Origin of the sequence: Viridibacterium curvum (assembly GCF_039544165.1) — a bacterium.
Lineage (GTDB): Bacteria > Pseudomonadota > Gammaproteobacteria > Burkholderiales > Rhodocyclaceae > Viridibacterium > Viridibacterium curvum.
In genome coordinates, this window is the sequence record NZ_BAABLD010000002.1 from 558,023 (window position 1) to 570,087 (window position 12,065).

Sequence of the window (12,065 nt, forward strand, 5' to 3'; positions counted from 1 at the left end):
AAGGCGGCCCGCAGGCCGCCTTTCTATTTGCCGGGCGTCGTTGACTACTTCTTCATCTCACTCGCCTGGATTGCGGTCAGCGCTATCGTGAACACGATGTCATCGACCAGCGCGCCGCGTGACAGATCATTCACCGGTTTGCGCAAACCCTGCAGCATCGGCCCGACCGACACCACCTTGGCGCTGCGCTGCACGGCCTTGTAAGTCGTGTTGCCGGTATTGAGGTCCGGGAACACAAACACCGTTGCTTGCCCGGCGACTTTGGAGTTCGGCGCCTTCTGGCGCCCCACCTCCAGCACCGAAGCGGCGTCGTATTGAAGTGGGCCATCCAGCGCGAGTTCCGGTGCGCGTTCCCTGGCGAACCGCGTGGCTTCCGCAACCTTCTGCACGTCGGCACCGGCACCTGACGTGCCCGTCGAATAGCTGATCATCGCCACACGCGGCTCGACACCAAATGCTTGCGCCGAGGCGGCGCTCTGCAATGCGATGTCTGCAAGCTCTTCCGCACTGGGATCGGGGTTGATCGCACAGTCGCCATAGACCAGCACCTGGTCAGGCATCAGCATGAAGAAGACCGATGAAACGATGGACTGTCCCGGCGCGGTCTTGATGAGTTGCAAGGCTGGACGCACAGTGTTGGCCGTGGTGTGTACCGCGCCAGACACAAGACCATCCACATCGTCCTGCGCCAGCATCATGGTGCCGAGCACCACGGTGTCCTGCATCTGCTCCCGCGCCTGACCCGGCGTTAGACCTTTGCTCTTGCGCAGCTCCACCATCGGCTCGACGTATTGTTCGCGCGCTTCATCGGGATCAATGATCTCCAGCGCAGCAGGCAAACTCACACCCTGAGTGGCCGCCACCGCTTCGATGGCAGCGCGTTTGCCGAGCAGCACACAGCGTGCGATGCCCTTCTCGGTACAGATGACAGCGGCCTTGATTGTGCGCGGCTCGTCACCTTCGGGCAGCACGATGCGCTTGTTCGCTGCTCGCGCCTTCTGGATGAGCTGGTAACGGAAGGCTGGCGGCGACATGCGCGTAGTGGCCGGAACGCTGACGCAGGCCATGATGCTGCCCGTATCCAGTTGCTCGGCCATGTCGTCAAGTACGGCATCCATGCGCTCATGATCGTCGGCTGCCACTGCCAGCGGCACGCGGCTGATATTCGATGCGGTCACGAAGGTATCGGTATCGACCCCCAGCACTGGCAGACCATTGTGGAAAGCCTTGCCCGCGAACTCGACGATTCGCGGATCGACACTCGTACCATGCGTCAGCACCAGGCCTGCAAGCTGTACATTCCGGTTGGCCGCCAGCGCCGTGGCCAGCATGATGTCTTCACGATCACCGGAACTGACAATCAGTGCGCAAGGCGTCAGACGCGGAATGACCTCCAGTGCCGAACGCCCGGCAACCACGGTCTCCAGCACACGACGCGTATTCATCTCACCTTCCGCAAGGATGCGGGCATTCAGATGCCGCGCTACGTCCAGCGTACGCGGCGCCAGCAAGGCCTGGTTAAGGTGGATGAGACCCCACAGCGGCACATCACCAAGCTGTGCGCTGACAGTTTCGCGCGCCTGGCCCGGCGGTACCTTGTTGATGATGCCGCCACCCACGTTGCAGCCCGTATTGCGCACACGTGCAGCCATCTGGCGGATGTCGTCGGCAGCGTGGCCGCTTTCCGCACTGGCGACTAGAATCATCACGGCATGCAGGCTGCGTACGATCTCGCTGTTGAGTCGCGGGGTGAAGGGATGGTCAGCATCGGTGTGCAGGCCTTCCACAACCAGCACATCGGCACCCTCGGCAGCACGCATGCAGAGGCTCACGACGTCTTCGAGCAACTCGCCCTCTTCTCCACCCGCGAGCCGTTCCGACACGTGACTCATGGTCAATGCCGCAGGGGTATCGATGTGGCAGATCTCGCGGGCAAAATGGACAGAGCGCTCGTTGCCACTCTCATCCTGAGATACCGGTTTGACGAAACCCACGCGCAAGCCTTCGCGCTGCAAAGCACGCACAACACCCAGGGAGATGGAAGTCAGACCGACGTTCTGGCGAACGGGAGCAAGAAAGAATGTCTGCATTGCAGGACCTCGACAACGACCAACCCCGGGCTGGGGTTAGTACCGAGGGCCTGTTCTCATTTGCCCGCTGGTTGCAAAGCCCCCGAATCCGGTGCGGAACGCGGCGCGGCGACGCTGACAGGGTGCCCCCCCCTGTCAAGACGCTGCAACAAAGCGCCGCACCGGATTCGGGGGCTGCCCGGAGGGTTCAAAGGTATGGCTCCGCGCTACCGCGTTGTTCGTCTCGTGCGGGGGGCACCCCGCACGGCGACTCACGCCTTGTCCCGCGCGCCATACCTTTGAACGCAATCCACCGGGCAAATGAGAACAGGCCCTGAATAGCCGAATCCTATTATGACCCCGCTTCTGCAGTGCGGAAGACTGGAGCTTGTTTGATCTTTCTCAGCTGTTCTCGCGCGCGGGTATTCAACCCACCGCAACCTGCTTGTAACGCGCTTTCTCAACTTCGACACGGTCGAACAGGAAAGCCTTCCAGTCCTGCCCATTGCGGTTGCAGACAGCCAGCGAGGTGAAGAAGCTGTGCATCAAATCATCAAAGACGCCGGGTGACGCAAAGTGCAGCGCCTGCCACAACGACTCGCCCCCGATGCTGGCTGTCGCGATGGCATGCGCCAGCCAGCTGCTGTCCTCGTCTTCCACCGTGCGATGCAGGATCAGCAGCTGCGCGAGGCGCGCAACAAATTCCGCCTCGCTGCTCCGCGCGAAATCCGACGGCACCCGCATCTCCTGCCAGGCACGGCCAATCAGCGCCTGCGCACCGGGAAAGTGCACGGAGAACATTGCACGCGTGGCATCACCATCCAGTCCCGCAATCGGCAGGTAGTCCATACCATGCCGTTCCCAAGCGCGTTCGACCATGCCGGCAAGTGCCAGCGTGACACCATATGCTGGCCGCGGTGCCAGCAACAACAGGGCGCGGCGCAGATCGTGCGCCCCGGCCTCACTGCTGCGAGCGCTTCGTTGCAACAGCGTCGGCAATTTCTTGTCGGATACTTTGGAGAATGAATGGGTCTGCATGACTGGCTCTCCTGAAAAACCAACAAGAGACAAAAAGCAGATTCCGTACCGCAACAAAATCCCTTATGGACGCAGCCGATTGGCTAAGATCTGCCCACAGCTTCCACCGTTTTGCGCTGTGAGACTGGCCTTTCACGATTTGTAAAAGCCACTGCCCTCACCAGCGCACTTCCTGTCGTTTCCCCCATTTCCGGCATCGTCATGCGAGATCCAGCCCCCGCCCCCGAATTCCGCACTTCCGCGCTTGAGCGCTTGTCGTTCGACAACAGCTTTGCGCGCCTGCCGGGCGATTTCTACACACGCCTTGCCCCCGAGGGACTGCCGGCGCCACGGCTCCTGGCCTTCAGCCCCGAAGCCACTGCGCTGATAGGTTTGTCGCCCGAATGCTGGGCCCAGCCTGAAGCTGCCGACTATTTCGCCGGCAACAGCCTGCTGCCCGGGAGCGAGCCCCTGGCAGCCGTGTATTCGGGTCATCAGTTTGGTGTATGGGCAGGTCAGCTCGGCGACGGTCGTGCGCACCTGTTGGGTGCCGTGCAGACGCCAGATGGCCCCATCGAGTTGCAGCTCAAGGGGGCAGGTCAGACGCCCTACTCGCGCCGAGCAGATGGCCGCGCCGTGCTGCGCTCGTCGATCCGCGAATTCCTGTGCTCGGAAGCCATGGCCGCGCTGGGCATCCCGACCACCCGCGCCCTGTGCCTTGTAGCCTCCCCGCTTCCGGTACGCCGCGAGACCATGGAGACCGCCGCGATCGTCACGCGCATGGCGCCGAGTTTTGTGCGCTTCGGCTCCTTCGAGCATTGGGCTTCGCGCGACCGCAACGAAGAACTCAAGACGCTCGCCGACTACGTGATCGACCACTTCCGCCCCGCCCTGCGCGACGAGCCCGAGCCCTACGCCGCCCTGCTCGCCGACGTCGCCCGCAACACCGCCATCATGATTGCGCACTGGCAGGCGATCGGCTTCATGCACGGCGTGATGAACACCGACAACATGAGCATCCTCGGCCTCACGCTCGACTACGGCCCCTTCGGATTCATGGAAGCCTTCGACGCCACCCACATCTGCAACCACTCCGACGAACAGGGTCGCTACGCCTTCCACCGCCAACCCGCCATCGCACACTGGAATCTCTACGCCCTCGGCGGTGCGCTCGCCAGCCTCGTTGGCGAGCACGACAAGATCCGCGACCTCATTGACGGCGCCTACATACCCACCTACGAACAGAAGTTCATGCAGCTCGCCTGCGCCAAACTCGGCCTGGCTATGGCCCACGAAAGCGACGAAGACCTGCTGCGCGCCACATACAGCCTGCTGCAGGACCAACGCATCGACCACACCATTTTCTTCCGCGCACTCAGCGGCCTGCCCGCGCAAGTCGACGAAGCGGATCGATCACGTATCGACGCCCCGCTGCGTGACCACTTCGTCGACCGCGAACAGGGCGATGCCTGGCTCGCCCAATGGCGCGCACGCCTCACACTCGAATCACGCAGCGACGCCGAACGCCAACAAGCCATGCTCGCCACCAACCCGGCATACGTGCTGCGCAACTGGATGGCCGAAGGCGCCATCGTCAAGGCACGCCAAGGCGACTACAGCGAGATCGCCCGCGTGCTCGACTGCCTGCGCCAGCCCTTCACGACGCGCGAAGGTTTTGAGGATTTTGCGAAACTGCCGCCGGATTGGGCGAATGGCATTGAGGTGAGTTGTTCGAGCTGACAACCGCAGTCACGCACTACGTCATTCCCGCGGACGCGGGAATCCATAGGGCCTTTGCATCAGCAAAGGCGGAGGTTGCTGCTTAATGTCCCCAGATGCTCTTGCCTGCGGCAAGCCTGTGAATTCCCGCGTCCGCGGGAATGACGGGTTCGAACGCCTCGGCGTGCTTTGCGTCAGGCTGATGAATCGCCTAACAAGGCCAACAACCCCGCCTCATCCAGCACCGTCACCCCCAACTCACGCGCCTTGTCGAGCTTGCTGCCGGCCTCTTCGCCGGCCACGACATAGCTGGTCTTCTTCGACACCGACCCGCTGACTTTGCCACCGTGCGATTCGATCAACGCGCCCGCTTCATCGCGGCTCATGGTGGGCAGCGTGCCAGTCAGCACGAAGGTCTTGCCGGCCAGTGCGCTGGACGCGGCTTCCATGGCATTCGGATTCGGCAGCTTCAGTCCAGCCGCGACAAGCTGTTCGACGACCTCGCGGTTATGCGACTCGGCAAAGAAATTGACGATGCTCTGCGCGACGATGGGGCCTACATCGGGCACTTCGAGCAGGGCTTCGGGCGTCGCGTTCATGATCGCGTCGATATTGCCAAAGTGGCGTGCGAGATCCTTGGCTGTTGCCTCGCCGACATTGCGGATGCCCAGCGCAAAGATGAAGCGCGCAAGTGGCGCATCCTTGCTCTTCTCGATCGCGGTGAGCAGGTTCGCAGCAGACTTCTCGGCCATGCGCTCAAGATTCGCCAGTGACAGCAGACCCAGCTTGTAGAGATCAGCCGTGGTATTGACGATGCCGCCATCGACGAGCTGGTCGACGAGCTTGTCGCCGAGGCCTTCGATATCCATCGCACGGCGTGCCGCAAAGTGCAGCAAGGCCTGCTTGCGCTGGGCCGGGCAGATCAGGCCGCCAGTGCAACGCGCGACGGCTTCGTCCTCGCCGCGCACGACCCTGGAACCGCACACCGGGCAAACCGGATAACGCGCCAGCAGATCGAAGCGTGGCAACTCGCCTTCGCGACGCTCAAGCACCGGGCCGACGACTTCGGGAATCACGTCGCCCGCGCGACGCACGATGACCCAGTCACCGATGCGCACGTCCTTACGGTCGACTTCGTCCTGGTTGTGCAGGGTCGCATTGGTGACGGTCACGCCGCCAACAAACACCGGCGCGAGCCGTGCCACTGGCGTAATGGCGCCTGTACGACCGACCTGCACCTCGATGTCGAGCAGCTGCGTGATCTCTTCCTGCGCCGGATACTTGTGTGCCACGGCCCAGTTCGGCTCGCGGTTGCGGAAGCCCAGCTCGCGTTGCAGGGCCAGACTGTTGACCTTGTAGACGATGCCGTCGATGTCGAACGGCAGGCTGTCACGCAAACCAGCCATGCGCTGGTGAAATTCGACCAGACCCGCAGCGCCCTTTGCGATGACGCGGTGTTCACACACGGGCAAGCCAAACGTTGCGAGCGCATCTTCGAGTGCCGCGTGGGTCGCTGGCATATCGCTCCAGCCCTGCACTTCGCCGAGACCATAGGCAAAGAACGACAGAGGACGCTGCGCGGTGATCGCCGGGTCAAGCTGGCGGATGGCGCCGGCTGCGGTATTGCGTGGATTGATGAAAGTCTTTTCACCTGCTGCACGCTGGCGCTCGTTGAGCTTCTCGAAGTCATCGCGGCGCATGTACACCTCGCCGCGTACTTCGAGCACCGCCGGCGCGTCGCCCATCAGCTTCAGCGGAATGCCACCAATGGTGCGCACGTTGTGGGTCACATCCTCTCCCACCTCACCATCGCCACGCGTTGCCGCCTGCACCAGCACGCCAGACTCGTAACGGAGATTCATTGCGAGGCCATCGAACTTGAGCTCGGCCGCATATTCGATGGCTGGCGCATCGTCGGCACGCTCCAGCTTGCGACGCACGCGGGCATCGAAAGCAATCGCTCCACCCTCAGTCGTGTCCGTCTCGGTCTCGATGGACAGCATGGGCACGACGTGACGTACCGGCGTCAGCTCCTTGAGCGGGGCGCCACCGACCCGTTGCGTCGGCGAATCAGCGGTGCGCAGCGCAGGATGCGCCGCCTCAATGGCCTGCAGCTCGCGAAACAGGCGGTCGTACTCGGCGTCGGGCACCAGCGGTGCATCGAGCGTGTAGTAGGCGTGTGCGTAGCGGTGGAGGGTGTCGCGTAGCTCGGCAGCGCGTTCAACAACAAACAGATCCGTCATTCAGACCTCAAACTAATGTTGGGCGATGTCGCGCGCGTTAGTTACTCGACCGGCTCTCGGTCAGCGGATTCATCGCGTTTGTGCGAACGCTTGCCGAGCGCGCCGAAGTAGCCAAACAATGCCAGCGCAGGTAGTGCAAACACGCCGTACAAAAACAACCTGGACAAGGTACTGCCGAAAATCCATTGCAGATGCTCGGCCATGAAACGTCAGCGGAACAGACGCAAAGCCACTTCACTCCCCGCCGGAATGCCCTGTGCCTCCATCTGCTGATCGAACTGTGCGATCTGGCCGCGGATGAGGCTCAGCGAGCGGTCGGAGAGCAACACCCGGTTGTCATCGACCATGACGCCCCCCAGCGCGACAGCAAGCTGTTGGGCGAAGGTGGTCACGCGGTCGAACACGGCGACTGGATCGGGGGCACGCGGCACGTCGATCGCGAGCGTGATGCCAGTGGTATGCAGGTGGCGCAGCTGCTCGGCGGAGAACATCGCCGTCTCCTGGTTGGAGAGCGTGAACAGCGTGCGCTCATCGTCATCGCGGGCATGGTATGCCCCGTCGCCCATCAGGACCAGACCGGCGGCCTCGGCCAGACCGCGGATCTTGGTGCCGGGGAAGCTGCCTTCCTTGGCGACGACGTTGACGGCAATCTGAATGTCGACGTCCGCACAGAAACGATCCAGCTCCTGCGCACGACTCATCACTTCGGCGCGGGACGGCAAGCGTGGCACGGCGAGAAACTGGTCGCAGAGCTGCTGTACCTGGTCATAAAAACGGGTCAGGTCGGCCTCGGCGATGGCGCCGCGACGGTCAACCAGCTGCAGGGCGGCACTGGCGCGGTTGAGGCTGGCGCTGCTGCGCGCATCGATCGGCATCCATTGGTTATCGCTGTCGTTCCAGCCGAACCAGCGCAAGGGCTTGGAGAAACCAGCCAGCAAGGCTTGTTGGGCAGTGAACAACGCGCCCGCCGACAAGCCAGCAGGGGCCTCAACAGTGACGACGCAGTCGATGGCTTGCGACTCGACGGGCATGGCCGGCGTCGCAGCCTTGGCGGGAGTTGCGGGCCGTGACTTGCTGACGGCCGGCGACGGTGCGCGCGGGGGCATCGGAGCGGGCGTGGCGTTCGGGCCTTCACCCTCGGCAGCGTTGCCAGGCAAGCTGGGTTCCATGCGACCGCCCGGAGCTGGCGGAATGGGAGCGACGTCGTCACCATCGAGCAGGGCATCGCGCTCGGCGGGGCGGAAGATCTGTTCGGCATGGCGACGCGCACGGCGTTCCTGCCAGAAGTTGTAACCGACAACCACGATGACGACGAGGCCACCGGCGGCGATCAGGGAAAGCTGGAAATCACTCATTCTGTCTGGACGACTTTCAATTAACGGGTTCTGCAGCGACCGGGGCGGCTGGCTCAGCCAGTTTCATTGCCGCGTCGATATCGACTTCGACGATGCGCGACACCCCTTGTTCCTGCATGGTCACGCCCACCAGTTGCTGGGCGCGCTCCATCGTGATCTTGCTGTGGCTGATGAACACGAACTGCGTCACGGCCGACATGCGTTTGACCATGTCGCAGTAGCGTTCGGTATTCGTATCGTCGAGCGGTGCATCCACCTCGTCGAGCATGCAGAAGGGCGCGGGATTGAGCTGGAACATCGCGAACACCAGTGCGATGGCCGTCAGGGCCTTTTCGCCGCCCGACAACAGATGGATCGAGGCGTTCTTCTTGCCTGGCGGGCGGGCCACGATCTGGATGCCGGCATCAAGGATTTCGTCGCCGGTCAGCACCAGTGCGGCTTCACCACCGCCAAACAGCTGCGGGAACAACTCGCCGAAATGACGATTGACCGTATTGTACGTCGCCGACAGCTGTTCACGGGTTTCACGGTCTATGCGCCGGATCGCGGCCTCCAGCGTCTCGATGGCCTGCATGAGGTCGTCGTACTGGGCGTCCAGATAACCCTTTCGCTCGCTTGTGGCGGCCAGTTCATCAAGTGCCGCAAGGTTCACCGGGCCGAGCTCAGCCATTTCGCGCGTCAGGCGCGACACTTCACGCACAAGGGCCGTTTCGCGCACGTCTGCCAGGGCTTCGGGTGCCACGCTGTCAGGCTGTATGGCGAGCTCGGCAAGGCGCTCCTGCGCTTGTGCCACCAGCATTTCGGCTGACTGACGGGCCAATCTGGCCGCCGCCAAAGCCTCGCGCAGGGGTTCCAGCCCCTGTTCTGCGCGCAGGCGCTCTTCATCGCTGCTGCGCAGTTGCGCCCCCAGGGACTCCAGGGCGTCGCGGCGTGATGCCAGCTCGCCTTCGCGTGCCGTACGCAGCTGCAAGGCTGTTTGCAGTGAGGTCTGCAGCGCAGAGTCGTCCAGCGCCGCGGACTCGCTGGCCAGTTGTGCGGCTTCCTGTTCGTTGCGGGCAATTTCTTCCTGCACCAGCGTCTGGTTACGGGTGATGTCAGCCAGTCGGGTACGGCATTCGCGCAGAGCGAATTCCGCTTCCTGCAGACTGCGTTGCTGACGTTCGCTGAGCTCGCGACTGCGCGACCGGCCCTGCTCCGCATCGGCCAAGGCGTGCTCAGCGGCCGAAAGCGCCAGATGTCGGGCATTCACAGCCAGGCGATGCTGCTCCAGCGCTGCCCCACTTTCTGCCTGGCGTGCGGTTTCTGCGGCGAGGGTCCGTTCGATTTCGCTACGCTCCTGCATGAGCTGTGACGAACGCTCCTCGAAGCGCTTCTGCGCCTCCTGCAATCGCACCAGCGAGAGCTGGGCTTCATGCGCTGCCTGCTGCAAGCGAGCGGTTTGCTCGCGCTGTGCGACGAGCCCGGCCTGCGCGGCCTGCACCGCAGCCTCAGCCTGGTGGAGCGCGGTGCGGCGAGCCTCCAGTGCGTGCTGGGCGGTGATGAGTTCGGCGTCCAGTTGGGCGATCTCGCGTTGGCGCTCCAGCACACCATGAGTCTTTGCGTCCGGGGCGAACAACACCAGCTCACCTGCCGTCAGCATCTGCCCACCTGCATTCACCAGCACAACACCGGCAGCCAGCGGGGCCTGCATGAAGGGCGCCAGATCGTCGGCCAGATAGACATTGACCAGCCAGCGATCGAGCACAGCGGCGACGCGTGGCGATGCAGTGCTGACCTGGGCTCGCAGCGGGCGCAATCCTTCTGGCGCCATCTGCACGGACAGTGATGTTTCGCCCTGCTCACGCAGCACAACCGTCGTGGCCGGCACAGGCTGGCCGAGCACCTTGCTCAGGGCGGATTCAGCCAGTGGGCCGCGCGCGGCAAGGCGCTCCCGAAGCACAGCCTCCAGCGCCAGCTCGGCACCGGCTTCAACCTGCACCTGTTGCCAAAGCGGGTCACTGTCGGCGAGGCCACATTGCCACAGCCAGTCCGCCAGATCACCCTGGTCGCGCAGCTTGGCCTGCAAGGCGCGCAAGGCATCCAACCGCGCTTGCAAGCGGGTGGCCAGTTGTCCAGCAGTGTTCAGCTCGCCCTGCGCCGCACGCTGAGTCTGCTGGGCCGTTTCCAGCTCGCCCTGCGCGGCCGCCACAGCCCCATGCAGCGCAGCCTGTTCGGCAGTCAGCTGCTCGACAGCTTCGCGCGCGCTCTGCAAAGCCAGCGTATCAGGCGGGGTCAGCTGTGCCAGCTCGCTGGCCGTGCGCTCCCTGCGCTGTTGCAAACCTTGCAAGGCACGCTCGCTGGCCGCCAGACGCGCCGTCTCGACCTGAACCTGCTGCTCGGCCTGCGCCAGGGCTTGCCGCGTGGCGTCCAGCGCGGCCCTTGCCGCCGCCAGACGCAACTCGGCGTCCGGCAATTCACCCTGGGTGCCCGCCACGGCTTGCTGTGCCGCAGCCAGCGCCTGTTCGGCGGATGCGGACTGGGCCTGCCAATTTTCATGATCGACGGTCAGCGCAGCCGCGCGGCCCTGCCACTGCGCACGCGTTGCGGACAGCTGCTCACTCCGGGCAGTCAGCCTTGCAGCCGCTTCGCGCAAGGCACGCAGCTCGCTCTCGATGCGCGAGACCTCGGCGGCAATCGCATACACGTCGCCTTGCGCCATGCCGACTGCCTCGGCCAGGCGGGTGTGCTGTTCGCGCAGCAGGGCAATGCGGGCCTCACTGAGCCGCAGGGCTTCCTGTGCGGCCTCCAGGCTGCGCCCGCTCTCGGCGATGCGGGTGTCTGCGCCCTGAAGCGCACTCTCGCCTTCACGCAGCTTCCACACCCACAGCAGGGCCTGACGCGCCGAGAGCGTGTCCTGCAGACTACGGTATTTCGTCGCCAGTTCGGCCTGTGACGACAGGCGCACGATCTGCTGGCCGAGCTCGGCGCGCAGGTCTTCGAGGCGTGCGAGGTTGTCGCGCGCATCGGCGAGGCGCCCCTCGGTCTCGCGGCGCCGTTCCTTGTACTTGGTGATGCCGGCGGCTTCTTCGAGGAAAGCGCGGACCTCTTCGGGCCGCGCCTCGATGACGCGCGAGATCATGCCCTGCTCAATGATGGCGTAGGCGCGCGGGCCAAGGCCGGTACCGAGGAACAGGTCGATGACGTCCTTGCGGCGGACGCGGACGTTATTGATGAAGTATTCGGACTCGCCGCTGCGTTCGACAACGCGCTTGACGGCGATTTCGCTGTACTGCGACCACTGACCGGCGGCACGCCCATCAGCGTTGTCGAAGACCAGCTCCACGCTGGCCCGAGACACCGGCTTGCGCGACGTCGAACCATTGAAGATGACGTCCTGCATCGATTCGCCGCGCAAGGCGGACGCGCGCGATTCGCCGAGCACCCAGCGCACGGCATCGATCAGGTTGGACTTGCCGCACCCATTGGGCCCGACAATGCCCACCAGTTGCCCTGGCGTCAGGACCGTTGTCGGGTCAACGAAGGACTTGAAACCGGCCAGTTTGAGCTTGGAGAGACGCACAGCAGCGGGTCGGTAGGGGGCTGGATTGGGGAGAGCGCAGGGGGAGCGCAGCAAGGGCGCTATAATATCGCACCTTGCCCGGCGCCCCTGAGCGGGCGACGGC

At 63.9% G+C, this 12,065-nt stretch carries 7 protein-coding genes; 1 reads left to right on the plus strand and 6 read right to left on the minus strand.

The features are described 5' to 3' along the window. Nucleotides 1-44: 44 nt before the first annotated feature. Nucleotides 45-2,090, minus strand: coding sequence for a phosphate acetyltransferase (gene pta / locus ABEA02_RS03870; protein ID WP_345531512.1), 2,046 nt, complete (start codon nt 2,088-2,090; stop codon nt 45-47). A 405-nt stretch (nt 2,091-2,495) separates the two neighbouring features. Then, nucleotides 2,496-3,107, minus strand: a complete 612-nt coding sequence (locus ABEA02_RS03875) for a nitrogen fixation protein NifQ (protein WP_345531513.1) — start codon at nt 3,105-3,107, stop codon at nt 2,496-2,498. Nucleotides 3,108-3,308: 201 nt separating this feature from the next. Here ABEA02_RS03875 and ABEA02_RS03880 point away from each other — a divergent pair, with 201 nt between their 5' ends. Next, entirely contained in the window at nt 3,309-4,826 is a 1,518-nt protein-coding gene (locus ABEA02_RS03880; protein ID WP_345531514.1) for a protein adenylyltransferase SelO, read from the plus strand. 173 nt (nt 4,827-4,999) lie between these two features. Here the strand turns inward: ABEA02_RS03880 and ligA are convergent, their stop codons facing one another. The 4 genes from ligA to smc are packed head-to-tail and all read right to left on the minus strand — an operon-like array spanning nt 5,000 to nt 11,962. Further along, nucleotides 5,000-7,048 carry an NAD-dependent DNA ligase LigA gene (gene ligA / locus ABEA02_RS03885; protein WP_345531515.1) on the minus strand — a complete coding sequence of 683 codons (2,049 nt, stop codon included), beginning with the start codon at nt 7,046-7,048 and terminating at the stop codon, nt 5,000-5,002. A 41-nt stretch (nt 7,049-7,089) separates the two neighbouring features. Further along, on the minus strand, nt 7,090-7,251 hold the full coding sequence (locus ABEA02_RS03890; RefSeq protein WP_345531516.1) for a hypothetical protein: 162 nt from the start codon (nt 7,249-7,251) through the stop codon (nt 7,090-7,092). Nucleotides 7,252-7,257: 6 nt separating this feature from the next. Beyond that, entirely contained in the window at nt 7,258-8,403 is a 1,146-nt protein-coding gene (locus ABEA02_RS03895) for a cell division protein ZipA C-terminal FtsZ-binding domain-containing protein (RefSeq protein WP_345531517.1), read from the minus strand. Between the two features lie 16 nt (nt 8,404-8,419). Next, nucleotides 8,420-11,962, minus strand: coding sequence for a chromosome segregation protein SMC (smc, locus tag ABEA02_RS03900; RefSeq protein ID WP_345531518.1), 3,543 nt, complete (start codon nt 11,960-11,962; stop codon nt 8,420-8,422). Between the last annotated feature and the right edge of the window lie 103 nt (nt 11,963-12,065).

Coding starts and splice junctions, on each gene's coding strand:
- ligA (WP_345531515.1), bottom strand. CDS start 7,048: ATGACGGATCTGTTTGTTGTTGAACGCGCTGCCGAGCTACGCGACACC.
- pta (WP_345531512.1), bottom strand. CDS start 2,090: ATGCAGACATTCTTTCTTGCTCCCGTTCGCCAGAACGTCGGTCTGACT.
- ABEA02_RS03895 (WP_345531517.1), bottom strand. CDS start 8,403: ATGAGTGATTTCCAGCTTTCCCTGATCGCCGCCGGTGGCCTCGTCGTC.
- ABEA02_RS03890 (WP_345531516.1), bottom strand. CDS start 7,251: ATGGCCGAGCATCTGCAATGGATTTTCGGCAGTACCTTGTCCAGGTTG.
- ABEA02_RS03880 (WP_345531514.1), top strand. CDS start 3,309: ATGCGAGATCCAGCCCCCGCCCCCGAATTCCGCACTTCCGCGCTTGAG.
- ABEA02_RS03875 (WP_345531513.1), bottom strand. CDS start 3,107: ATGCAGACCCATTCATTCTCCAAAGTATCCGACAAGAAATTGCCGACG.